Origin of the sequence: Chondromyces apiculatus DSM 436 (genome assembly GCF_000601485.1) — a bacterium.
GTDB lineage: Bacteria > Myxococcota_A > Polyangia > Polyangiales > Polyangiaceae > Chondromyces > Chondromyces apiculatus.
On sequence record NZ_ASRX01000038.1, the window covers coordinates 87083 to 112057 of the forward strand.

Annotated in this window: 16 protein-coding genes; 7 read left to right on the top strand and 9 right to left on the bottom strand. The window is 71.0% G+C overall.

Annotated features, from left to right (window positions below):
• Nucleotides 1-174 precede the first annotated feature (174 nt).
• The 6 genes from CAP_RS23340 to CAP_RS23365 all read left to right on the top strand — a co-directional run bounded on the left by CAP_RS23340 (nt 175) and on the right by CAP_RS23365 (nt 7536).
• Complete coding sequence (locus CAP_RS23340; RefSeq protein ID WP_044244802.1) at nt 175-936, top strand: methyltransferase domain-containing protein; 762 nt, start codon at nt 175-177, stop codon at nt 934-936.
• 8 nt (nt 937-944) lie between these two features.
• The gene (locus CAP_RS23345) at nt 945-1805 is read left to right on the top strand and encodes a class I SAM-dependent methyltransferase (RefSeq protein ID WP_044244804.1); all 861 of its coding nucleotides are present in this window, start codon (nt 945-947) and stop codon (nt 1803-1805) included.
• A gap of 8 nt (nt 1806-1813) precedes the next feature.
• A complete protein-coding gene (locus CAP_RS23350; RefSeq protein ID WP_044244806.1) occupies nt 1814-2851 on the top strand; it encodes a polysaccharide deacetylase family protein in 1038 nt (345 codons plus the stop codon).
• A 76-nt stretch (nt 2852-2927) separates the two neighbouring features.
• Nucleotides 2928-3272 carry a hypothetical protein gene (locus tag CAP_RS23355; RefSeq protein WP_044244808.1) on the top strand — a complete coding sequence of 115 codons (345 nt, stop codon included), beginning with the start codon at nt 2928-2930 and terminating at the stop codon, nt 3270-3272.
• Nucleotides 3273-3440: 168 nt separating this feature from the next.
• Nucleotides 3441-4253 carry an undecaprenyl-diphosphate phosphatase gene (locus CAP_RS23360; RefSeq protein WP_044244810.1) on the top strand — a complete coding sequence of 271 codons (813 nt, stop codon included), beginning with the start codon at nt 3441-3443 and terminating at the stop codon, nt 4251-4253.
• Nucleotides 4254-4305: 52 nt separating this feature from the next.
• Nucleotides 4306-7536, top strand: coding sequence for a hypothetical protein (locus CAP_RS23365; protein WP_044244812.1), 3231 nt, complete (start codon nt 4306-4308; stop codon nt 7534-7536).
• Nucleotides 7537-7609: 73 nt separating this feature from the next.
• Here the strand turns inward: CAP_RS23365 and CAP_RS23370 are convergent, their stop codons facing one another.
• The 4 genes from CAP_RS23370 to CAP_RS45375 form a co-directional block, all read right to left on the bottom strand.
• Nucleotides 7610-8131 (bottom strand): SRPBCC family protein, encoded by a 522-nt coding sequence (locus CAP_RS23370; RefSeq protein ID WP_044244814.1) that lies wholly within the window; start codon nt 8129-8131, stop codon nt 7610-7612.
• Nucleotides 8128-12162: a type I polyketide synthase gene (locus CAP_RS23375; RefSeq protein WP_052375707.1), complete on the bottom strand. Its 4035-nt coding sequence runs from the start codon at nt 12160-12162 to the stop codon at nt 8128-8130. Before CAP_RS23375 ends, CAP_RS23370 begins: the two co-directional genes overlap by 4 nt.
• Entirely contained in the window at nt 12149-17503 is a 5355-nt protein-coding gene (locus CAP_RS23380; protein WP_081865178.1) for a non-ribosomal peptide synthetase, read from the bottom strand. The genes CAP_RS23375 and CAP_RS23380 overlap by 14 nt, the downstream gene beginning before the upstream one ends.
• A 543-nt stretch (nt 17504-18046) precedes the next feature.
• Nucleotides 18047-19099 (bottom strand): tudor domain-containing protein, encoded by a 1053-nt coding sequence (locus CAP_RS45375; protein WP_052375710.1) that lies wholly within the window; start codon nt 19097-19099, stop codon nt 18047-18049.
• Between the two features lie 243 nt (nt 19100-19342).
• Between CAP_RS45375 and CAP_RS23390 the strand changes: the two genes are divergently transcribed.
• Complete coding sequence (locus CAP_RS23390) at nt 19343-19672, top strand: ATP-dependent Clp protease adaptor ClpS (protein ID WP_044244815.1); 330 nt, start codon at nt 19343-19345, stop codon at nt 19670-19672.
• 184 nt (nt 19673-19856) lie between these two features.
• On the opposite strand, the gene CAP_RS23395 is transcribed toward CAP_RS23390, so the two are convergent.
• The 5 genes from CAP_RS23395 to CAP_RS23415 all read right to left on the bottom strand — a co-directional run bounded on the left by CAP_RS23395 (nt 19857) and on the right by CAP_RS23415 (nt 24916).
• Entirely contained in the window at nt 19857-20612 is a 756-nt protein-coding gene (locus tag CAP_RS23395; RefSeq protein WP_052375713.1) for a glutathione S-transferase family protein, read from the bottom strand.
• A gap of 221 nt (nt 20613-20833) precedes the next feature.
• Nucleotides 20834-21991, bottom strand: a complete 1158-nt coding sequence (locus CAP_RS23400) for a homogentisate 1,2-dioxygenase (RefSeq protein WP_044244818.1) — start codon at nt 21989-21991, stop codon at nt 20834-20836.
• Nucleotides 21988-23142 (bottom strand): 4-hydroxyphenylpyruvate dioxygenase family protein, encoded by a 1155-nt coding sequence (locus CAP_RS23405; protein ID WP_044244821.1) that lies wholly within the window; start codon nt 23140-23142, stop codon nt 21988-21990. The genes CAP_RS23400 and CAP_RS23405 overlap by 4 nt, the downstream gene beginning before the upstream one ends.
• Nucleotides 23143-23294: 152 nt before the next feature.
• Nucleotides 23295-23942 carry a maleylacetoacetate isomerase gene (gene maiA / locus CAP_RS23410; protein WP_044244823.1) on the bottom strand — a complete coding sequence of 216 codons (648 nt, stop codon included), beginning with the start codon at nt 23940-23942 and terminating at the stop codon, nt 23295-23297.
• Nucleotides 23939-24916, bottom strand: a complete 978-nt coding sequence (locus CAP_RS23415; RefSeq protein WP_044244825.1) for a fumarylacetoacetate hydrolase family protein — start codon at nt 24914-24916, stop codon at nt 23939-23941. Before CAP_RS23415 ends, maiA begins: the two co-directional genes overlap by 4 nt.
• Nucleotides 24917-24975: the final 59 nt, after the last annotated feature.

Genomic DNA, 24975 nt, shown 5'->3' on the forward strand with positions numbered 1-24975 from the left:
GCGCGGGGGCGTCCGCGTTTTGAGGGCGCCTCCGCGTCATGCGGGGGCGTTCGCGTCTTCGGGGGACCTCCGCATCACCCGGGGGCGTCCGTGTCTTGTCGCTGCTCGGTCGCGCGGGCTAGATTGAAGGTCCGGCCTCGGATCTCTGTCGGGCCGCGATAGAGGAGGAGCAGCGTGAGGCTGACGTCACAGGAGTACTGGAAGCGGCACTGGCAGGACTACGGCGACGATCTCGGGGAGGGCTGCGAGATCTACGACGACGTCGCGCCGTTCTTGCCCTCGGGGAAGGGCAAGAGCTTCTTCGAGGTCGGCTGCGCTCCGGGGCGGATCCTTGCGGATTTCGGCGGGCGCCTCGGCTTCACGGTGCACGGGCTGGATTACACGGCCGAGCCGGAGTCGATCGAGAACAACCTGCGCAAGCGGGGGCTGACCGTGGGGAAGATTCACAAGGCGGACTTCTTCACGTGGGAGCCGCCGGAGCGTTACGACGTGGTGGCCTCCTTCGGGTTCATCGAGCACTTCGAGGACGCGGACCGGGTGGTCGACCGGCACTTCGCGATGTGCAAGCCGGGCGGCATGGTGGTGATCGGGATGCCGAACTTCGGGGGCGGGCAGCGGGCGCTGCACTGGCTCCTCGACAGGAAGAACCTGCTCCGTCACAACACCAAGATCATGAACGTGCCGTTCCTCGAGTCGGCGGCGCGGCGCAACAACGCCGAGCTGCTCCAGGCCCGGTACACCGGCGGGCACTTTCACTTCTGGGTGGAGGACGACGCGCCGGTGATCGCGCAGAAGGCCGTGCGCAGGCTGACCGGGCCGCTCCGCTTCGTGGCGAACCGGGTGGTGCCCGGCGACAGCAACCCGTGGTTCTCGCCCTTCCTGTTCGCCATCTACCGCGCGCCTGGCTCCGAGGACGCGGCCGTGGCGGCGGCCTGAACGACGCGATGACGAGCACATCGAGCACGGCGGGCGTACGAGAAGCGGGCCGGCCTTCCAGCGGGGCGGGCGGTCCGCCAGAGGTCGTGGACGCGGAGGCAGATCGGCTCTTCCGGGAGCGCGCCCTCGCCCTCGGCTGGAACCCCGACGACGTGTTCGTCGGCGGCTACGTGGCCTGGGAGTGGGAGCGGAGCCGGCACGCCTTCGAGGCGATCTTCGGGTCGGTCCGCGGGCTCAGGGTGCTGGAGCTGGGGTGCCACCTGGGGGCGACGGGCATCGTGCTGGCGTCGCTCGGCGCCGAGGTGACCGGCGTCGACGTGAGTGAGAAGTACGTCGAGCTGGCGCAGCGCAACGCGGACCGGCACGGGCTCGGCGATCGGGTGCGCGTGCTGCACGTGGAGGACACCACGCGGATGCCCTTCGAGAGCGGGGCGTTCGACGTGGTCTCGTGCAACAGCGTGCTGGAGTACGTGCCTCCGGAGCTGCTCGCCTCGGTCCAGAAGGAGATCGACCGGGTGCTCGCGCCGGGTGGGTACGTGGTGGTGCTCGGGACGAGCAACCGCCTGTGGCCGAAGGAGACCCACTCCGCCCGCTGGCTGGTGAGCTACGTGCCGCGCGCGCTACAGCGCTCGGTGCTGGGCTTCCGGGTGGAGAGCGTGTCGCCGTTCCGGCTGCGCGCGGGCTTCCCGGGGTACAGGGATCTGGGACTTCGAGACGGGGGGAAGCTCTTGATGGACCTGAAGACACGGATGGGCGTCGGCGGCAGGCGGCGGCAGGTGCTCTCGGCGGCGAACCGCGTGCTGCTGCCTCTCGGGGCGCACGTGGGGTTCGTCTCTCCGACCATCACGATGATCCTGCAGAAGCCGTAGGGGTCCCCATGCGCGACGACAGGACGCGGGTCTACATCACCATCGACGTTGAGTGCGCCGAGGAGCGCGGGGCCGAGGGGCGGGTGAGGCCACCGATCGGCTACGACGTGCGCGTCTGGGGGCGGCTCGTGAACCAGCGGGAGCCGCTCGGGATCGAGCGGATCATGCGGGAGCTGGAGGCCTGCGGGCAGCGCGGGACCTTCTACATGGAGTCGCTCGGGGCGCGGTACTTCGGGGTGGCCAAGTTGCGGGAGATCTGCGCGGCCATCCGCGCGCGGGGGCACGACGTGCAGCTCCACATGCACCCCATCCAGCGGCGGGCGGACTTCATGAGCCGCGGGGAGCAGCGGGCGCCCGACGACATCGCCGCGTATGCGCCGGCAGAGCAGGAGGCGCTGCTCCGCGAGGGGAAGTCGCTGCTTGTGGAGGCGGGGGTGCCCGAGTCCGAGATCGTCTCCTACCGCGCCGGCAACTTCGGCGCGAGCAACGCCGTCTGGGGGGCGATGAAGGGGGCAGGGATCGCGCTCAGCAGCAACTACAACCCCTGCTACTTCTCCAAGAACTGCCGCATGCGCCTCGACGAGCCTGCCCTCGGGCTGTTCGTCTCGCCGGAAGAGGGGGTGTGGGAGCTGCCCATCACCAACTTCCAGGAGGTGCGCGGAGGTTACCGGCACCTGCAGATCAGCGCGGTGTCGGTGGGAGAGACCATCCGCTGCCTGCGCCGCTACCGGGCCCTCGGGGTGCGGGAGGTGACGCTGGTGACCCACTCGTTCGAGTTCTTCTTCCTCGACGATCCCGAGCGGCGTCGGGGTCGGCCGAACCAGATCAACCTGGAGCGGCTGCGCGGGGTGAGCCGCTACCTGCAGCAGCACGCGGACGAGTTCGAGGTGGACACGGTGGGCGCGCTCGGCCAGCGGCTCCTCAAGGGCGAGGAGAGAGCGCAGCCGGTGCGGGGAGCCTATCCGCGCCTCGGGCCGATCCCCTACGCGCGGCGGCTCGCCGAGCAGGCCCTGAAGCGCGTCGCGCAGCGGGCGACCTTCAAGTAAGCGAGGCGCGTGTGGTGTGCGCCGTGGTCACGGGGCTGGGGCTCCTGGGCGGCGCGGGGTTTGCCCTGTCCAGGGCATGATGAGCAAGCCGAAGGCAGCCGTCCTCGTGGCGCTGGGCATGATGCTCGCGGCCTGCGGGGGGACCACGCAGGGGGGAACGGCGCCGGCGCGGCCGGTGAGCCCGGGGATGTGGGAGAGCGAGATCCTCGATACGGAGCCGCGAGAGGTGCTTCAGCGGCCGGATCCGCCAGGGCAGCGTCGGTCAGGGGCCAGCCTGGATGGCTGGCTGAACACCATGCCCGGAGGGGTGTCGCCCGCGATGCCCGGAGACATGCCGGGGGCGTTCGAGGGTGTGACGGAGGGTGGCGGTCGAGGTCCGGGATCCAGGCCTCCAGCGCCGCCACGGCCACCGCGCCGGTAGGGGTCGATAGGCCCCTGATCTGGGGTACGCAGTACGGGGTAGCGACCATCGGGAGCGTAGGGGCCGATAGGCCCCTGATCCAGGGTACGCAGTACGGGGTAGCGACCACCGGGAGCGTAGGGGCCGATAGGCCCCTGATCTAGGGTACGCAGTACTAGACTGCGGGCGATGAGCTGGTTCGACGCGATTCTCCTCGGCATCCTGGAGGGGCTGACGGAGTTCCTGCCGGTCTCTTCCACCGGGCACCTGATCCTGCTCGGGTCGTGGCTTGGTCACGAGAGCGAGGCCGCGAAGACGCTGGAGGTGGTGATCCAGCTCGGGGCCGTGCTGGCGGTGGTGATGTACTACCGGGCGCGGCTCGTGGACCTCGGGCGCGGGGTGCTCGCGCGGGATCCGGGGAGCCTGAAGGTGGTGCTCGCGCTGGGGATCGCCTTCGTGCCGGCCGCGGCGCTCGGGCTGCTCTTCCACAAGATCATCAAGGAGGTGCTCTTCGGGCCCATGCCGGTGGCGCTCGCGCTGATCGTGGGTGGCGTGGTCATGATCGGGGTGGAGCGGCTGCAGCGGAAGCGCGGGCAGGAGGGCCTGACGCGGCTGGAGGACGTCACGCCGCGGCGCGCGCTGATCATCGGGCTTGCCCAGTCGTTCGCGCTGTGGCCGGGGGCGTCGCGGTCGATGTCGAGCATCCTGGGGGGGCAGCTCGTGGGGCTGAGCACCGCGGCGGCTGCGGAGTTCTCGTTCCTGCTCGCGATCCCCACGCTGGGCGCGGCCACGGTTTTCGATCTGATCAAGAACGGGCGCGCGTTGCTCGAAGCGCCCGGGGGGTTGCTGGCGCTCGGGGTGGGGCTGGTGGTGTCGTTCGTGGTGGCGCTGCTGGTGATCTCGGGCTTCCTCCGCTACCTGAAGCGCTTCGGCCTGTCGCCCTTCGGGTGGTACCGCATCGTGCTCGGGGCGCTGGTGATCGTGTTCGCGTCGCGCGGATAGGGAAGCATCGGGCCGGGGCGCCTGGGGTACGCCTGGGGTACGCTCCGGCGGCATGTCCCGCCGCTTCTTCGATCGCGTCGCCGACGGCTCCTTCGCGCCCGCTGACCGAGGCACATCCGACCGCGCGGAGCCTCGGAGGGTCTTCGTGCGCGCGAGCGTGTCCGTTGCCGCGCTCCTGTGCGGTGTTGCTTCGGGGTGCTCGGGAGCGCCGTCTGCACCTGCGAGGCTGGCGTCGCGCGCCACGGGCGCGCTCCCGTCGAAGGAGCCTGGTCCGGCGGCGGATCCGGGGTCGATGCCGGCGCGCTGGGTGGCGTCGGGCGGGGTGACCGCGGTCGGCCCCGAGGTGGAGGGCGGCACGCTGGTGCTGCTCGGGGGGCGGCGCGGGGTGGTGTCGGCGGACGGGGCGCTGCGGGTGGTGGCGGGGGACGATCCGGAGCCGCTGCAGGAGATGATCGAGGTCCCCGCGGCGGGGGCCACGGGCAAGCGTCGGGTGGTGCTGCGGGGGATGCTCGGCGTCTACCGGCTGGACGATCCGCTGGGGCCGCTCTCGCCGATCGCGCGGTCGGAGGTGGAGATCGGCTCGCTGGGATCGGCGCCCGGGAGGGTGGCGATCTTCCAGGTGGGGCGGGTGGCGCCGCACATGGTCGAGGTGGAGACGGGGCAGGGGAAGCCGCTGGAGGGCCTCCCGCTGCCGCAGCTCATGGCCATCGCGTTCCGAGATGCGCAGGCGGGCGCTGCGGTCCTCGACGTGGTGGGGCTCGCGGTGACCAGCGACGGGGGGACGACCTGGCGGCTCGCGTCCGGGGCCAGCCCGAGAGATGCGCTGCGCGTGCAGGGGTTGCGGGTCGAGGGCAAGGGGCTGCGCGCCCTCCTCTCCGCGGACGGGGATGTCGCGGAGATCGATCCGGTGCAGGCGCGGCTCGGGACGGTGCGGGGGCGGCCCCCGTCCAGGGCCTCGGAGCCAGCGCTGCTGCGCTGGGTGCGGCGTACGGGGCGCGATCCGCTGGAAGCCGCGGTGGTGAGCGGTGTGGCCGCGGGGGAAGGCGCCGCGCTGGTGGCGGACCAGGGGCTGGTCGCGCGGGTCGCGCTCGCGACCGGGGAGGTGCTGGAGGTCGCCGAGTTCGACAAGGTGCAAGGGGCAGAGCCCTGCGGCGTGGGCGGGACTGCGCGCGGGGCCTGGATCGCCTGCATGCTCGGCGAGTCGTCCCCGAAGGACGTCTACAACCCCCTCGCGGTGATGCGGGTGTCCTTCGGGGGAGAGCGGCTCTCCGTCGAGCGGCCGGTGTTCGTGCGCGATGGCGACGAGACGGAGATGCGCACGTCGCCGAGTGGCGGCGCGATGCTGCTGGGGGCGTGCCGTGACGGGGATCAGGGTACCGCGTGCGTGCGCCAGCCCAGCGGCAAGTGGGTCACGGTGGACACGGACGTGCACCCGCGCGACCACGGCGCGGGGGCGCTGCGCGGTGGGCAGGTGGCCCTGGTGCGAGGGCTCTGGGATGGCGATGTGCTGCCGCGCGCGCAGGAGGGCGGGAAGGACGCGCCGGAGGAGAGCGACGACGAGGCGCTGGAGCGCTGGGTGGGACCGTTCGTGGCGACCGTGAGGGAGGACGGCCAGGTGGCGCGGGTGGGCTCTCCAGGGTGGGGGAGCGCGCTGATGAAGGGGGGTGTCCCGGAGGCGATGGCGGTGCTGAGCCCGATCGAGGAGGGCGAGGATCACGCGCTGTCCTTCGTGCTCAGGGGAGAGGAGGGGTTGTGGGCGGTGGTGGTGCCGCGCGGCGAGCAGGCCGCGTCGTTCAAGCTCCTCGCGGGGATGATGAGCGCGCGCATCCACCAGGACCACGGGGTGGCGGTGGGAGGAGAGGGGGAGGTGCTGGGGACGAGCGATGGGGGGCGCACGTGGTCGCCGATCGCTTTGCCGGTGCAGGTGAAGGCGGCGGTCGCGGAGAGCGATCTCTTCGCCGACGAGTGGGGGAGGTCGCTCGCGGTGAGCGCGCTGGGCATGAAGCTCGACACGCAGCTCAGGATCGGCTGGGGAGAGCCCGAGAGCGCGGCAGGGCAGGAGGGACGAGGGCCGGCGGTTGGCGGGACGTCGGGCGGGACGTCGGGCGGGACGTCGGTTGGTGCAGGAACGCTGCTGCCGCGCCGCGGGGGGCCGCAGGTCACCGGGACGGCGCATGCGATCGCGTGCGTCTCGCGGGGGACGACGCCGGGGGCGTCGCTGCCCACCACCATCGCGGAGGTGAGCGCGCTCCTCGGTAGAGGCGCGGCGTCGGTCCCGACGGGGGTGACGCGGATCGTGAGCGTTGCTGGACTCGGCAACCGTGAGACGCTCAACGCCTCGGGGTTGCTGGAGCAGAGGCGTCCGGCTTCGCCCGCGGGGGCGCCCGTCGCCTGGACGCTGCGCTGGTTCGATCCGCTGGAGGTGGGCGCCAGGCCGCACACCTGGACAGGGCCAGCGCCTTCCGGGACGACGTGGGGGGTCGACCTGAGCGAGGTGAGCGCGGCGGGGGGGCGGGCGCTCTTCACGCTGCGGTCCGGGAGCAACAACCTGCTCGTCAGGGTGAAGTCGTCCGGGGGGGTCGAGGTCGCGAAGGTGCCGTGGGACATGCTCCCCAGCGGCGATGTGGTCTTCGGGGCGGAGAGAGGGGAGGCGATCGCGTGGGTGCGCGGGGGGCAGGTCGTGGTGTGGCTGAGCGGAGAGCAGCCGCGGATCCTGGTCGATGTGCCAGCGCCCCTCGGACGGATGCTGATCGGCAGGCCGACACAAGCCGGGGTGCCCTTGATGCTGACCCGGGTGGAGCGGCCCATCGTGCGGTTGGTGCCGCTCACGCCGCTCGCGCCGCTCACGCCGAGGGGAGGCGAAGGTGTGGCGTCCGCGCAGCACCAGGGGGCAGCGACGCTCCCGCTGGAGGGCTGGACGTCCACGACCGAGCTGCTGGACTTCGTCGGACTGCTCCCGAGCTGCGGGGCGCGGTCCCAGGGAGCGCTCTACCGGATCCGGCAGACCAGCGGGAGGGCGACCGTGGACGGCGTGCAGGAGGGCATCCGGTCGGCGGTGTACGAGGTGCGGGTGCACGAACGCGAGGCCTGCCTGGCGCAGGCGACGGCGCTGGTGGAGGCCTCCGTGGGGGCGCCCGTGAAGGTGGGGGCCTCCGTGAAGGTGGGGACCGGCCCGGTGAGGTTCGTGCGGAGCGACTTCGCAGGGAAGCGCGCGGATGGCGGGGAGCTGGGGACGGGGAGCACGCTGCGGCAGCTCGCGTGCACGCGGGAGGGCCAGCGGTGAGGCAGGGGCAGGGCAGGGCGGCAGGAGGGGGCGGCAGGAGGGGGCGGCAGGAGGGCGCGCCCCCGTGGGGGCATCACCTGGCGAAGAACGCCTGCACGTCGGCGATCTCCTTCTCGACGACCTGCTTCAGCACCTCCACGCTGAAGCCAGGCTGCAGGGTGATGTTGCGCGCGTAGACGAAGCTCGTCGTGCCCTCGGCCGCCCGGGTGAGCTTCAGCTCCGCCTGGTAGGTCTGCATGCCCAGCCCAGGCTCGGTCAGGCGGTAGCGCAGGGCATGGTGGTCGTCGTCGCGGAAGGTGATCTCCTCGCGGAGCGCGGCGCCGCCGACCGAGATCTCGAAGCGCGAGGGCACCTTCTCCGCATTTCCTCCGTCGAGCCAGGCGAAGGTGTCTTTCGCCTCGGGCAGCACGAGCCCCACGAGCCGCCGCCCGTCGCGGACCTCGGCCCAGACCTTCTCGATGGGCTGGCGCAGCACCACCCGCTGGTAGAACAGGAACTGATCGGGCGCCGTCTCGGTGACGGTGAACTCGGGCCTGCGTTGCGGGGTGGCGGGCTCGCCAGCGCCGCTGCGGTCGGGGGTGGTGCTCTCACTCATGGGCGGAGTCTACCCCCGCCGGCCGAGATCTCGGAGAGCCTATCCGCGAGGAGCTGCGCCAAAGAGGCCACGTGAGGCTCGCTGAGGATCGCGGCGTGTTCTCCGGGGAGTTCGTGAAGCTCGACGGGCCGGAGGCAGACCTTGCTCCACCCCCAGGTGCGATCGGTGGGGTCGGGGAGCATGCCGAGGGGGGGTACGTCCGAGCGCAAGATGGCCGGCATCTCGGTGCAGCGGTACAGGACGAGCGGGTCCGGGTAGGGCTGCGGGACGTAGCTCCCCATGGCGTGCAGGTTGGCCGTGAAGATGCGCAGGAGGGTGCGCGCGATGCTGGCGTCGATGGGAGGCGCGACCTCCAGCAAGGCGTCGAGCTGCGCTCCCGACGGACGCTGCCGGATGCGGGCTACCAGCTCGCCGAGGCGCGTCGCTGGCCACCAGCCCATGTCGGCGGCGAACCAGGCGAGCATGGCCTCGCTGTCGCTCTCGTTGAGCGGGAGGCCACGCTCGGTGATGCCGCTGTCGATGATGGCGAGGAGGGCGACGCGCTCACCGCTCCGGCGGAGCTGCTGGGCCATCTCGAACGCGACGATGCCGCCGAAGGACCAGCCCCCGAGAAAGTAGGGGCCGGAGGGCTGCGCCGCCTTGATCTGCGCCACGTAGTCCTCCGCCATCGCCTCGACGCGGTCGCGGGGGGTGGACACGCCATCCAGGCCCTTCGCTTCGATCCCGTAGACAGGGCGCTCGCTGCCGAGCCGCTGCGTGAGCGGGGCGTAGCAGAGCACGGTGCCTCCGATGGGATGGACCAGGAAGAGCGGCTCCAGCGCGCTCCCGGCCTGCCCGGACTGGAGGAGGGTGGGCCGGGGCGACGCCGGGGGGGCTTCGTGGCGGAGAGAGCGCGCGGCCTCGATGCGCGCCGCGAGGTTCCTCGGCGTGCGGGCGGCGAGCACGTCCCCGGACGAGAGGGGGACACCGAGGAGGCCGTGCAACCGTGCGCTCAGGCGGACGGAGAGCAGGGAGTCGCCGCCGAGCTCGAAGTAGTCGTCGTGGATGCCGAGCGGCCGGAAGCCGAGCAGCTCCTCGAAGAGCTGCACGATCGCGCGCTCCACCTCCGTGCCGGGGGCGACGTACCCGCTCCGCAGCTCGGGCCGCGGGTGCTTGGTTTGTGCGGCTTGTGCGGCTTGTGCGGCTTGTGCGGCTTGTGCGGCTTGTGCGGCAGGAGGTCTTGCCTCCTGGTCCGAGGACGTGGCGCTCGCCGGGGCGAAGGCGGGGGGCGTCTCGCCAGAGGAGGCCTTCTGGTCCGCGTGCTGTGCGCTCGGGGGGCTCTCCGGGGCGCGCGCTGTCGCTGGTGGGTCGACCCAGTACCGCTGCCGCTCGAAGGGATAGGTGGGCAACGGCACGCGGCGGCGAGGGCGGTGATCGTTGAAGGCGCGCCAGTCGACGTCCACGCCCGAGGCCCAGAGGTCGCCGAGCGCCCTCACCATGGCCTCGACGTCGCTCCGGGGATCGGAGGGGGCAGGCTGCGCGGCGACGACGGCGTGCGAGGGGGCGCGGGCCGGGTGCTTGCGGGCCAGCGTCGCCAGGGTGTGGCCAGGTCCGATGTCGAGCAGCACCGCCGTGGGCTCCTCGAAGAGCACCGCGAGGCCGTCTCCGAAGCGCACGGTCTGGCGCAGGTGCCGCGCCCAGTAGCGCGGGTGGGTCGCTTCATCGTCGGTGATCCAGGTGCCGGTCACGTTCGAGAGGAAGCGGATCTCGGGCCTCCGTAGCGCGACCTTGCTCACTTCCCCCGCGAAGGCGTCGAGGATGCCGTCCATGGCGCCGGAGTGGAAGGCGTGCGAGGTGCGCAGCCGCGTGGACTGCACGCCGCGCACCGTCAGCCGCTCCGCGAGCGCTGCCACGGATGCGGTCGGGCCGGCCGCGACGCAGGATGAGGGGCCGTTGACGGCTGCCAGGGAGAGGTCGTCTCCGAGGAGGGCGCGCAGGTCGTTCGGGGGGAGGGCCACGGCGAGCATGCTCCCGGGGGGCATGTGCTGCATGAGCCGCCCGCGCCGCGCGACGAGCGTCAGCGCGTCGTCGAGGGAGAAGACGCCTGCGAGGCAAGCCGCGACGTACTCGCCGAGGCTGTGGCCCACTAAGGCGTCGGGCTCGATGCCCCAGGACATCCACAACCTGGCGAGGGACAGCTCCACGGCGAAGAGCGCGGGCTGGGCGATCGCGGTCTGGTTGAGGAGTTCGGCAGACCTCTGCGCGTCGGCCTGGGGGTAGAGGATCTGCCGCAGGTCATGGCCGATCTCGGCCCTGAGGATCTCGGCGCAGGCGTCCAGATGCTCGCGGAAGACCGGTTCGGTCCGGTAGAGCCGGGAGGCCATGTGCAGGTGCTGGGTGCCCTGGCCCGGGAACATGAGCGCCACCGAGCGCTGCGCTGCGGCGACGGTGGTGGCGAGGCGCGCCGGGTCGAGCGAGGCTGCGGCTGCGGCGCCGCCGTCCCCGGGAGATGCCTCGACGCACACGGCCACCCGCCGGTGCGCGAACGCCTGCCGCCCCACCTGCAGGGTGTGGGCGACGTCGGCGAGGTCGAGATCCGGGTGCTGCGCGAGGTGATCCCGGAGCCTGTCCGTCGCGGCCTCCAGGGCGGTGCGCGATCGGGCCGAGAGCAGGAGCAGGTGCGGGCGCTCGTCGAGGCGCTCGTCCGTTGCTGAAGGCGTCGCCTGCGGTTGTCGGGGCGCCTCTTCGAGGACCACGTGGGCGTTGGTGCCGCCGACCCCGAAGGAGCTCACGCCAGCACGGCGCGGCCCGCCGGCCGTGGTCCAGGGCGTGAGCCGGGTGCTCACGTGGAAGGGGCTGTCCTCGAAGGAGGCGAGGGGGTTCGGGGCGCGGAAGTGGAGGCTCTGGGGGATCTCGCGGTGCGCGAGGGCCTGCACCGTCTTGAGGAAGCCCGCGATGCCGGCCGCGGCGCCGAGGTGACCGACGTTGGTCTTCACCGAGCCGACGGCGCAGTACCCTCTCCGCTGCGTCCGCGGCTCGTAGACCTGCTTGAGCGCGGCGATCTCGATGGGATCCCCGATGCGGGTGGCGGTGCCATGGGCCTCGACGTAGGAGATCGTCTCGGGCTCGACGCCGGCCATGGCCATGGCCATGGCGATGGCTTCGGCCTGGCCCTCGACGCTCGGCGCCGCATAACCGACCTTGGAGGCCCCGTCGCTGTTGACGGCCGTGCCCAGGATGACGGCGTGGATGATGTCGCCGTCGGCGAGCGCCAGGTCGAGCCGCTTGAGGAGCACCATGCCCACGCCGCTGCCGGGGACCGTGCCGGACGCCTCCGCGTCGAAGGCGCGGCAACGCCCGTCCGGAGACAGGATCATCCCCTCCCGGTACAGGTAGCCGACGCGCTGGGGGACGCTGACCGAGACTCCCCCCGCGAGCGCCATGTCGCAGCGGCCGCCGAGGATGCTCTCGCAGGCCATGCTCACCGCCACCAGCGAGGTCGAGCACGCCGTCTGGACGTTCACGCTCGGGCCCCTCAGGTTCAGCTTGTACGAGACCCTGCTGCTCAGGAAGTCCCGGTCGTTCGAGAGGAAGAGCTGATAGTCGCCCACCTCCGCCCGGAGCGCGGCGTTCGGGTAGAGGTTGTTCAGGAAGTAGCCGTCCAGGCTCTCCGCGCCGGCGAACACGCCGATCGCGCCTTCGTAGCGCTGCGGGTCGTAGCCCGCGTGCTCCAGCGCCTCCCAGGCGCACTCAAGGAGGAGGCGGTGCTGGGGGTCCATCAGCTCCGCCTCGCGCGCGCTGACCTGAAAGAACGGCGCGTCGAACAGGTCGATGCCGTCGAGCGCGCCCCTCGCGGGGACGTAGCGCGGGTCGCGGAGGAGGGCTTCGTCGACGCCCACCCGGCGCAGCTCTTCCGCGGAGAAGATGGCGATGGAGTCCACCCCGTCGCGGAGGTTCTGCCAGAACTGCGCGAGGTCGGGCGCGCCCGGGAAGCGCCCGGACATGCCAATCACGGCGATGGCGTCGGGCGGAGAGGGATCAGACGGGGCCACGGGTCGCCCTCCTTGCCTGCAAGCGGGCCTGCTGCTGGGCGATGCGATCGGGGGGCTCGGCGCGTGTCCGGAGGCCCGAGCCAGGCGCAGAGCGAGGCACTGTCTCCTGCTCCATGAGCACCTGCCGGATGAGCTGGGCGAGCGCGGAGACGGTGGGGTGCTTGAAGAGGTCGATGATGGCGATCCGCACGCCCAGGGACTGGCGCAGGCTGGTCTGCACCTGGGTCGTCTGGAGCGAGCTGCCCCCGAGGTCGAAGAAGTTGTCGTGCGCGCCGACGCTCTCGACCTGCAGCACGTCGCAGAAGGTCCGGGCCACGGCCCGCTCCATCTCGGTGCGAGGCGCCACGTAGGTGGTCTCGATGACGCGGCTCTCCTCCGGGGAAGGGAGGGCGTCGACGTTCACCTTGCCGGTCGGTGACAGGGGCAGGGCGTCGAGCCACACGAAGGACGAGGGCACCATGGTGCTCGGGAGCCTGTCCTGCAGGAACCGGCGCAGCTCGCGGATCAGCGCTCCGGAGGGCTCGCTCCTCGGGGGAGCGTCGACGAGGCGCTGCTGCGATGCGGCCGCTTCCTCCTCGGGGGTGGACGTCGTGACGTACGCCACGAGCTTCTTCTGGCCGGCCGCGTCCTCGCGGACCACGACGGTGGCCGAGGTGACGCGCGGGTGCTGTCCGAGCACGGCCTCGAGCTCGCCCACCTCGATGCGGACGCCGCGCACCTTGACCTGGCGGTCGATGCGGCCGAGGAAGTCGAGGTCGCCGCTGGCAAGGGCCCGGCCTCGGTCTCCGGTCCTGTACATGCGGCTGCCGGGGATGGGGCTGAAGGGATCGGGGAGGAACCGCTCGGCCGTCAGCGCGGGCCGGGCGAGATACCCCCGCGCGATGCCCGTGCCCCCAAGGTAGATCTCACCCGGTACGAGCGCGGGCAGGGACGCGAGGTGGCGATCGAGGAGGTAGACCCGAGCGCCGTCGATGGGCTTCCCGATGGGCGGTTTGCGGCCTCCGGCTGCGCAGGCGCCCGCGGTGGCGCAGACCGTGGCGCAGACGGTGGACTCGGTGGGTCCGTAGGCGTTGAAGAAGCGGCGGCCACGGCCCCACGTCGCGGCGAGCTGCGCGGAGCACGCCTCTCCGGCGACGATGATGGTCCGCAGCGATGGCAGGTCGCGGTAGGGGAGCGCCGCGAGGATGGAAGGGGAGAGGGTGATGGTGTCGATCTTCTGCGCGTCGAGGAGATCGAGCAGCCCTGGTCCTGGCAGCAGCGCGTCCTGCCGGGCGAGGCAGAGCGTCGCGCCCGCGGTGAGCGCCATGAGGATCTCCCACACCGACGCATCGAAGCTCGCCGATGCGAACTGCAGCACGCGGCTCTGCGGGCCGATGTCGAAGAGCTTGCGCTGGGCCTCCGCGAGGTTGCAGACGCCGCCGTGGGTGACCATGACGCCCTTGGGCTTGCCCGTGGAGCCCGAGGTGTAGATGACGTAGGCGAGGTCCTCGGCCGTCGCGCGCCACCCGGGCGGTGTCGTGGGGCATTGCCCGGCGGCGTCCAGGTCCGCGTCGACGCAGAGGACCTCGGCGCCGTGCCCGGCCATCGCGCCGAGGAGGGGCTGCTGCGTGAGCAGGAGCTGTACGCGCGCGTCCTGCATCATGAACGCGCGCCGCTCCTCGGGGTACGCCGGGTCCAGGGGCACGTACGCCGCGCCTGCCTTGAGCACCGCGAGGATGGCCACGAGGAGGTCCGGGGATCGCTCCATGCAGAGGCCCACGCGTGAGCCAGGGCCGGCGCCGCGGGCGATCAGGTGGTGCGCGGTCTGGTTCGATCTCCTGTCGAGTTCCGCATAGGTCAGCGTCGTGCCCTCGAAGGTCACGGCAGTGGCCTCCGGGGACAGGGCCACTTGCTGCGCGAAGAGCGCGTGGACGCCCTCGCAGGCCCTGCGCGTCGACGCCTCGGTGCCGCGGGCCTGGAGGCGGATCATCTCCTCGGACCGAGGCAGGAGGCGCGCGGTCCAGATGTCTCCGGACGGCTCCCTGGTGAGGGCATCCATGAGGGTCAGGAAGTGCGTGACCATGTTCTTCGCCGTGTCGTGCTCGTAGAGGTCGGTGCTGTACTCGAGCGTGCCGTGGACGCCCTCCGGCGTCTCCGCGAGCATCAGGAGCAGGTCGAGCTTCGAGGTGCCATTGTGCGCGTCCACGGGCAGGAACCGGAGCTCCGAGGAGGCGCTCGCGGCAGGGGCCTCGGGGTAGTAGGTGAAGCCCACCTGGAAGAGCGGATGCCGGCTCGGATTCCTCTCGGGCTGCAGCTCGTTCACCAGGTGATCGAAGGGCAGGTCCTGGTGCGCGTAAGCCTCCAGGGCCACGCCCCGCACCCGCCGGAGCAGCGCGCGGAAGCTCGGGTTTCCGGAGAGATCACCGCGCACGATCAGGGTGTTCACGAAGAAGCCGATCAGCGCTTCCTGCTCGCGGTGTGTCCGGCTGGCGGCAGCGACACCCACCGGGATGTCCTCGGCGACGCTGTAGCGCGCGAGCAGCACCTGGTAAGCCGCGAGCAGCGTCATGAAGAGCGTCACGCCCTCCTCCTGGCCCAGGCGCCGGAGGCGCGCGGTGAGCTCCTCCGGGAGGCGCACCGGGTGGCTGCCGCCCCGGTAGGTCGGCACCGAGGGCCGGGGGTGATCGGTCGGGAGCTCCAGGGTGGTCAGGCCATCGAGCTTCCTGCGCCAGTACGCGAGCTGCGACGCGCAGGCCGCGTTCTGGAGCCAGCGTCGCTGCCACACGGCGTGGTCGGCGACCTGGATGGGCAGCTCGGGCAAGGGCGAGGGGAGCCCGGAGGCGAAGGCTTCGTGGAGGATCCCAAGCTCCGTGAAGAGCACCCCGAGCGACCAGCCATCGCACACGATGTGGTGCACGACGAGCACCAGCAGGTGCTCCTCCTCGTCGAGCTGGAGGAGCCTGACCCGGGCGAGGGGGCCTTCGCGCAGGTCGAACGGCTGCCGGATGTCCTCCGCGAGGATGGTGCGCGCCATCCATTGCTGGACCTCGGGCGCGAAGCCACGAAGGTCTGCGACGGGAAGCGGCAGCCGCAGGTGGGGCTGGATGCGCTGGACGGGCTCACCTTGATCCGTGTCGAAGGTGGTGCGCAGCACCTCGTGGCGCCTGACGATCTCGGCGAGCGCCCGCTCCAGGGCAGGCACGTTCAAGGGGCCGACGATGCGCCGGACCGACTCCGGCAAGTTGTAGAAGGCGTGTCCAGGCGTCATCTGGTCGACGAACCAGAGCCGCTGCTGGGCGCACGACAGGGGGATACGCTGGCCGCGCGGCACCCGCGTGATCGCAGCTTCGGGTGCGCCGGCCTGGAGGGCGCCGACCTCGGACGCCTCGGCCTCGGACGCGCCAACCTCGGACGCTGCGGGATCCGCGGGGCGCTCGGCTCCCCCTTGCAGCGCAGCCTCCACCACCCCGGCCAGCGCGGCGACGGTGGGCGTCTCGAACAGGCGCCGGAGCGGCAACTCGACCTGGTAGGCGCCGCGGATCCTGGCCACCACCTGCATCGCGAGCAGCGAGTGACCTCCAAGCTCCAGGAAGCTGTCACTGAGACCCACCCGGTCGAGCCCCAGCACTGCTGCGAAGATGCTGGCGAGCCCCTGCGCGACGGCCGACTGCGGGGGCACCTCGCCCTCCTCCTCCGCCAGTCTCCGTGCAGGCGCCGGGAGCGCCCCCCGATCGAGCTTTCCGCTCTGGGTCATGGGCATCGCGTCGAGCAGCACCACGTGCGAGGGGATCATGTAGTGAGGCAGCTTGTTGCGGAGGAAGGCCCGCAGCTCGTCCGCGTCTTGCTTCACGGACTCGCCGGTCACGATGGTTCCTGCGGCCTGCGCGCTGGGCGCGCGCGCATGGGCCCCCGTCTCGGCGGCGCTGGAAGCTCCGGAAGCTCCGGAGGTCTTCGCGGCTTTCTTGACGACGTAGGCCACCAGCCGCCTGTCACCGGGCGGATCTTCCCGGACGACCGCCACGGCATGGAGCACGCCGGGGTGCTCGCAGAGGACGCTCTCGATTTCTCCGAGTTCGATCCGGAACCCCCTCAGCTTCACCTGGTTGTCCGCGCGGCCCAGGATCTCGAGGCTGCCATCCCGCAAGAAGCGCGCGAGATCTCCCGTCCTGTAGAGGCGCTCGCCGCCACCGTGAAAGGGATCGGGGATGAACCGGGTCGCCGTGAGCTGCGGACGCCGCAGATACCCCCGCGCGAGCCCCGCACCGCCCAGGTAAAGCTCCCCCACGGCTCCAGCGTCGACGGGCTGGAGCGCAGGATCCAGGATGCAGGCGCGTGCGCCCCGGATGGGCAGCCCTGCCGGGATGCTCTCCCGCGCCTCGTCGCCCGGAGGAGCGGCGGGCGCGGTGATGTCGGCCATCGACACCACGATGGTCGTCTCGGTCGGGCCGTATCCGTTCAGGAGCCTGGGCCACTCCCCGAAGCGCTCTCGCCACGCGGCGAGGCGCGCCGGCAAGATCATCTCGCCGGTCGCGAGGACCAGGCGCACCGAAGGCGGCAAGCGCACGCCGGGGCGGTCGAGGCTGCCGGCGATCTCGTGCCAGTACGCGGCCGGCAGGCTGAGGACCGTCACCCCGAGCTGCTCGCAGCGCGCGAGGAAGGTGGGAATGGACTCCAGCATGCGATCGTCGCGCAGCACGAGCGTCCGGCCATCGGCGAGGCACGGGTAGATCTCCAGCGCGCTCGCGTCGAAGTTGATCGAGGCGAACTGCAGCACGCGGTCTCCGGCGCGCGAGCCATGCCCCTCGATGGCCGCCTGGGTGTAGTTGCCGAGCGCTCCGTGAGGGATCACGACCCCCTTGGGCTTGCCCGTGGAGCCCGAGGTGTAGATCACGTAAGCCGCGTGCTCCGGGGTCACCGTGCGCGCCGGGTCCTCGTCAGGCTGCGTGGCGAGGAGGGCCTCCTCCTCCTGCAGGTCGAGCACCGTCAGCCCGGCGTACGGCAAGGTGGCGGCGAGCCCCCGGTGGGTGACCACGATCCGCACCCCGGAATCCTCGATGAAGAAGCGCAGCCGCTCGCTCGGGTATGCAGGATCGAGGGGTACGTAGGCGCCGCCCGACTTGAGGATGGCGAGCACCGCGACGATCATGTCCTCGGAGCGCTCCACATAGAGGCCGACGAGGACGTCCGGACCCACACCGAGGGCCCTGAGGTGATGCGCCAGCCGGTTGGCCCGCGCATTCAGCGCTTCGTAACTCAGGAGACCGGCGTCGGAGATGATGGCTTCGGCCTGGGGCTGTCGTGCAGCATACGCCGCGAATGTCTCGTGAACGAATGTGGTTCGCGGTTCGCTTGGTGGTGTCATTGCTCCCCTGGGGTCGTTCCGAACAGCTCATTGGTGCACCTGCCGATGCCCCTCGATCGCGAACGACCGGGCAATGCATTGACGATTCACTCTGACAGACCCCCCCCAGTGGCTACTCACCCCCCGTGGCTACGAAAACCTCCCCCGTGGCTACACGAAAGCACCAACGCCGCTGCCGGCATTCAGGCTCTTCCGTACACCCTGCCAGAGGTTTCTCGCTCTGGCTCGTTTCCCCCCCCCGGACAGGCACGGACGCGCAACACATACCAGGCAGCCGCATGGCATCCGTGACGCATTCAGGCGCAAAGGCGTCACGGCTGGCAGGTTTGCTTTACCCTCCCACCGTCCGCAACGCGAGATCAATACGTCGATCGATTCGCGCTCACCGTACGGCCGTGCAGCGAGCACAGCCATGTCTCTATTATGACCGTATGGTCAGGGACGAAAATCGGTCAAGCGGATTCTGTGCCTGAGCCGCGGAGGTGTGGTCGCATAGCGCCTCAGGTGGCGAAGGCATCGCGCATGTCGGTGTGTCCACCGAGGTCAGCCGGACTTCACCGCAGTGTCCGGGACCCAGTGCTGGCGCCCATCGGACATGGAGACGAGGACCTGACCGGGTGCGAGCTGGACGACCGTCCCCGGATATCGGTTGCCATCCGACCATGTGACGAGGACACCCGCGCCCACGCGGGGAGCAGGTTTGGTGAAGGCGTCGAGGGCAGAGCCCAGCTCCTTGAAGCCCGAGACAAGCGCGGAGCCCACCGAGGCGACCGCCTGGCCTGCTTGCTGCTCGAGCCGTTTGCCACCCTGAGGCTGCCCAGGCGCTGGAGGGGGCACGGCGCCCGGAGGAGGCGACGCGTAAGCACCGGCGGCAGGCGTCATCGGTGCAACAGGATGCGCCGGAGAGGCCGGGTGGAGGGGCGCTGCATGGGCCGGGTCAGGCAGGGGCGAGGCCGGGTGGACCGGTTGGAAGGGCGCGCCACGGGCCGGGTCGGGCGGAGGCGAGGCCGGGTGAAGGGGAGCCACGCCTACGGGCTCGGGCAGCGGGGCTGCAGGAAGGGGAGCCGCATGCGCTGGCTCAGGCGGAGGTGCTTCCAGTGCCGACACGGGTTTCGGTGCGGGCCTCGGCACGCCACCGGAGGCGAGCCGCGCAGCTTCCTGTTCGACCATGGCCATGAACGGAGCAAACCGGGTCGGCTCGCGGGCAATGCGTGTATTCCAGTGAAACGCGATCTGCGACCAGCGCAGGGTCTCGATGCCGGCGCGGAGCAAGGTCACCGTCAGGCCCGAGGCCATCGCTTCACCGCAAACCGCGGCGTAGTCCTCGAACGAGAGCAGCGGCGCAGGTCCGCGTCGGTTCGTGAGCGCGGCCTGGTACGCCTGCTGGAAGCGCAGCACCACCGCGCCACCGAGCGAGAGGTCCTGGAGGCGCGTCGTCCACCCCGAGCGCGCCGTCTCCCAGTCGGCCCGGGCGATGCCACGCGGGGCCAGGGCCTGAGCGACGCGGCCGGGGTCGTGAGGGGCATCCGCGACCTCGGCGCAGATCTCTGCGTACTGCTCGACCGAGAGCCCGGCTACGGGGGTGAGAGGATCCATGGAGCCAAGCCAACAGGGGGTGACGCCGCAGGTCAAGCGGAGGCGCCGGATGATGTGCTTCCATTTCACCGCAGCGCCTGGATCTCCGGCCGCACGAGCAACGCGGCGGCTGCGTGGTGCATCGTGTAGCGGCGGGGCGTATCCGGGGAATACGTCGGGCACGTGGAGCCTCTATCTATCCCAGGGCAGCCTCATGCCCAGCGTGGCGAGTCACAGCGGGGGAATGGTAGGATCAAAGAGGTCATGGCGAGCGAGCAGAACCCGGACAACGGCGAGGACAGCGGCGTCGCCGTCCAGCGTCAGCGCAAGGTCGAGCGCGCAAAGCGCTTCCAGGTCGTGTTCCACAACGACGACTACACGACCAAGTGGTTCGTGGTCGACGTGCTGACGACCTTCTTCCACATGTCCGAGACCACCGCGACCGCGTTCATGCTCATCGTGCACCAGCACGGTCGTGGCGTCGCAGGCGTGTACACGAAGGACATCGCCGAGACCAAGGCCGCCCAGGTGCTCGAGCACGCACGCGAATACGGCATGCCCCTCCGCCTGACCGTCGAACCCGACGACGACTGAGGTACTGCGTACCCTGGTGCAGGGGCCTGTCGGCCCCTACGCTCCCGATGGTCGCTACCCCCGTTGCCAGAAGAGGGCGGGACGCGAGGGCCTGAGACGGACCAGGGGAGGGCGGGACGCGAGGGCCTGAGACGGACCAGGGGAGAGCGGGACGCGAGGGCCTGAGACGGACCGGCGGCGGTGGTCAGGCGCCCCGGTGCTGCTCGTAGATGCGCAGCGCCCACGCGCCCGCAGGGTGCGCGCGGAACTCGTGGATGAGCGACGCCGCCTCCGGGGGCAGCGCGGTCACCGGCGGCAGCCGCGCCCCGAAGCGCGCCGGCAAGAGGAGCGGCGCCGCGAGGCTGGCGAAGGTGATGTCTGCAGCGCTCAGGCGCTGGCCCACCAGGAAGGGCCGCCCGTCGGCGAGCTTCTCACCCACCTGGTCGAAGATGGCGCGCACCTTGTCGAACGAGCGCGCCGCGGACGCGGCGTCGATGCGCAGGCTCTTGCGGATCGTCAAGCACACCACCGGCAGCATCAGGGTGAACATGGCCGTCTGCCAGGGCTGCGCGCCCTGCGCGGCGAGCTGCATCATGATGGCGCGGCGGGGCAGCACGTAGAAGTAGATGCCGCGGCGAGCATGGGGGCCGAGGACCTTGTCGAACTGCTCCTCGAGGGTCTCGATCTCGCGCCTCTCAGCCGCGCCGTCTCCGAACATGCGCCGCTCCGGGGGCGCCTTGCGATCCGCCCACTGCACGATGTCGGACGAGTCCGCGAAGACCCCGTCGTCCGCGACGAGCACCGGCACGGTGCGCCGCCCTCCGGCCCGCCAGGAGGCCGTGGCGTGGAAGGGAGGGGGATACGCCTCCTCGGTGAACGCCACCTCCGCATGCTCCAGCGCCCAGCGCGCTTTCTCGCAGTAATGACTGAAGGTGATGGTGATGAGCCTCGGCAAACCCATGAGGAAGTCTCCTCGTACCATGACCATTCGTGCAGGGACAGCGCCCGCCCCCGCGGCTGCCCCGTCCCTTCCGCGAGGGGGGCGCGCGTCCGGTGACGTCGAGCGACGGCCTCAGCGTGCTGGACGCTCTGCCCAGTCACGCTTCCGTCGCCTGCGGGCGCGAGCGGTTCGCGGGGAGTGAATCCCGGCGGGTCGAGGGGACCCGCGTCCCCTCGTCGGGACTACGAGATAAAGCTGTCCTGGTAGCCGGGATCCTCGACCGCGAGCGCGGCTGCGGTGGGGATCAGGGGACGGAGGGTGTCCATCATCACCGCCAGCTCGTCGGTGCGCTGCGCGCCGAGGCTGGCCTCGTAGGCGCCCGGGTGCGGGCCGTGCGGGATTCCTGCGGGGTGGTACGAGATGCTCCCTGGGCCCACGCCACGCCGTGAGGTGAAGTTGCCCCGGCAGTAGAAGAGGACCTCGTCGCAGTCGACCGACGAGTGCGGGTACGGGCAGGGGATCGCCTCGGGGTGGAAGTCGACCACCCGGGGCACGAAGCTACAGAGGAGCGCTCCCCGCGCGGCGAAGGTGCCGTGCCAGTCAGGCGGTAGGTGCACCAGGCCGGCGCGGGGCTGGAAGTTGAGGATGGGGAACACGAACGGGTACACCGCGCCGTCCCAGCCCACCACGTCGAGCGGGGAGTGCTGCAGGGTGAACGCGCTGAAGGTGTGGCCGCGCTTCACGAGGAGCTGGCGGATGCCCTCGTCGAGTGGGCCGACGAAGGTGGGCGCGCGGAAGTCGCGGTGCGAGTAGGGCGCGTCCATCCGGAGCTGCCCCGCCTCGTTGCGCCACTGGGTGGGGATGTGGACGCCGCCGAGGGCTTCCACGGTCAGCCACGTCTGGGGGCCGGCGTCGGGCAGCGTCCGGTAGAAGAGGCCCTTCGGGATCACCACGTAGTCGTCCTGCTCGAAGCGCAGATCGCCGAGCATGGTCCGGAGCACCCCGCCGCCCTGGAAGATGAACAGCACCTCGTCGGCGTCGGCGTTGGCGTAGTACACCGGATCGGCCTGGTCGGGCCTGGCGATGCCCACCACCACGTCCTCGTTGAAGAGGAGCGGCACCCGCACGTCGACCTGCGCGCCAGCGCGCACGGGCACGTCGAGGCTCCGGTAGTGGCGCTTGGCCATGCCCTGCGGGGGCGCTGCCACGGGCAGCGTGAAGCCATGCTCCACGCTGGCCACGCGGTGCTCGTGGGGGCGGTGCTCGTGGTAGGCGATGGTGTAGAGGCCGTCGAAGCCCTTGCGGGTCAGGCACTCTTCCCACCGCAGCGCGCCGTCGTCGCCGCGCAGGGCGATGTGGTGCTTGCGGGGGAAGGTGCCCCTGGCGACCCGCTCGATCACGCGACCTTGCCTTCGGTCTTCTGCTGCCGCTCGATGCTCTCGAACAGCGCCCTGAAGTTGCCGCCGCCGAAGCCGCGGTCACCCTTGCGCTGGATGATCTCGTAGAAGAACGGGCCCGCCTCCGGGTCGGCGTACGTCCCCGCCGACTCCTTGAGGAAGATCTGGAGGAGGTACGAGTGCTTCGCGTCGCCGTCGACGAGGATCTCCAGGCCCCGCAGCGTGTCCACGTCCTCGTCGATGTTCTCGATGCCGAGCTGCTTCAGCCGGGTGGGCATGGCGTCGTAGTAGGAGCCGGGGGTCGGCATGAACTGCACGCCGCGCTCCCGCATCCCGCGCACGGCGCCGAGGATGTCGGTCACGGTGATGGCCGCGTGCTGCACGCCGTCGCCCCGGTGCTCCTCGTTGAAGATGTTGATCTGCGAGCTCTTGAAGAAGGGCCGGTAGGGCTCGTTGTTCGCGAACTTCACCCCCGATGCCGGGTCCCACATCACCGCCGAGCGGAGCCCCGAGCCGTGGTCCGAGCCCTTGTTCACGTCCTCGGTGTGGAACTGGATCTCCCAGAACCTCTCCAGCCCGAGCACGTGCTCCATCCACAGGAGCGCCGGGGACATGGTCTGGAAGTTCGTGGTGATGTGATCGAAGTCGTTGATCCCGAAGGCGTTCTTGCCGCCCCGGGGGATGTCGTAATGCACGGCGCCGGGGAACAGCGGGCGGTAGCCGTCGCGCTGCACGAACCGGAACGTCGTGTCGCCGAAGGGCGAGGTGATGGAGAAGGAGGCGAACTTTCCGCCGCCCTCCTCGTGCCGGTAGACTTCGTCGATGGGCGTCCCGCCACGGCTGTCGAGCAGCCGGAACGCCCGGTCGATGTCCTCCACCTCGAACACCAGCGTGCCGACCCCGTCGGGGTGCTTGCGCAGGAAGCGCGACGCCCGTCCGCCCTCGCCGAGGGGCTGCGAGCAGAGCACCACGCAGTTGCCCGCCTGGAACGCCACCGAGCGCTGCTTCGCGCTCGCCTCGAGATCCGGCGAGCTCGACGCGATCTCGGCAAAATCCATCTTCTCCGTGTAGAACCTGCGGCTCCGCTCCAGATCCCGCACGTAGTAGTGCATGGATTCCAGCCGCTTGATCCCGATCGACTCCACCTTGCTCATGTCGTGACCGCTCCTCGCCGGCCCTCGCCGGCGTGATTCTCCCTGAGTGTACCGCGGTGTACCGCGTTCCGGCGCTGCGTGCCCTGATCCAGGGGCTCTTCGGGGCGCAGGGCGACGTGCCTCGCGCGCTCCGGACACGCGCGCCACGAGGATCAGCCCGCCTTCACGGCGTCGGGTTGCCGGTCGGGGTGCGCCCCCTGGAAGGCCGGGAGCTGCATGCAGGCCTCCTCGATGCGCAGGAGCGCCGGGTACGCCGACACGTCCACCCCGAACCGCCGCGAGGCGTAGAGCTGCGGCACGAGGAACAGGTCGGGCAGGGTCACCTCGTCGCCGATGCAGTAGCGCCCCACCGTCTCCTCGATCCCTGCCTGGAACGCATCGAGGCCGCGCGCGATGAAGCGCCGCGAGAACCCCTTGTCGTCGCCGAACAGCTCCTTGAGGTAGCCCGTCGTGCCGGTGTTCTGGAAGGGCTGGACCCCCGCGTTGATGATCTCCGCGAGCTGCCGCGCCTTCGCCCGCAGCACCCGGTCCTCCGGCAGGAGCCGCGGCGCCGGATGGATCTCCTCCAGCAGCTCGATGATCGCGATCGACTGGGCGAGGTGCAGCGCCTTGCCGTCCACCGTGAGCTCCAGCGTGGGCACCTGCCGCATCGGGTTCAGCGCGGTGTAGGGCGCCTGGTTCTGCTCCCCGCCGTCGCGGATGATGTTCACCGGGACCACCTCGTGGGCGAGCCCCTTGTACGCCAGCGCGATCCGCACCCGCCACGTGGCCGAGCTGCGCCAGTAGCCGTAGAGCTTCATCCTGCCACCACCTTCTGGGCGATGCGCCCGAACACGCTGTGACCCGCCTCGTCGAGCATCTCGATGGCGATGGTGTCGCCCTCGCGCATGAACGGGGTCTTCGCCTCGCCCTGCTCCAGCGTCTCGATCATCCGCCGCTCCGCCAGGCACGACACCCCGCGCGCCCGGTCCGCGTTCGACACCGTGCCGCTGCCGAGGATCGTGCCCGCCGTGAAGGCGCGCGTCTTCGTGATGTGCGCGATGAGATCGAAGAACGAGAAGTGCATCTCCGGTCCCGCCTCGGGATCGCCCGCCAGCGCGCCGTTGTACGTGGAGCGCAGCGTGAGGTGGAGCCGCCCGCCGCGCCATGCGTCTCCCAGCTCGTCAGGCGTCACCGCGAAGGGCGAGAACGCCGTCGCGGGCTTCGACCCGAAGAACCCGAACCCCTTCGCCAGCTCCGCCGGCACCAGGTTCCGCAGCGTCACGTCGTTGGCGAGGCAGAGCAGCCGCACGTGGCGCCCCGCCTCCTCGGCCGTGGTCCCCATGGGCACGTCCCCCAGGATCGCGCAGACCTCGGCCTCGAAGTCGAGCCCCCAGCGGGCGTCGCGCAGCACGATGTCGTCCGTGGGCCCCAGCAGCACACCCGAGCCGCCCTGGTACACCAGCGGATCGGTGCGCAGCGTCTCCGGCGGTTCGGCGCCACGCGCCTTGCGCACGAGGACGATGTGGTTGATGTACGCCGACCCGTCCACCCACTCGTAAGCGCGCGGCAGCGGCGCGTGCAGCCGGTGGGGATCGAGCGCCTCCGCCGCCGCGTTCCCGCTCTCCAGGGCGTCGGCGAGGGCGCGCAGCGCGGGCTCGGCGCGCTCCCAGTCGTCCAGTGCGGACTGCAGCGTGGGAAATGCAGTGCCGGCCGGCGCATAGGAGAGCCCGTCCCTGCGCACGACGATCAACGTTCCGTCCCGCCCCGGCCCTCGCAGCGTTGCCAGCTTCATGGTCCCTCCCCAGGGCCGGTAGCACGAGGAACGCGCGCCGTTCAACAGCAGTGTTCGAG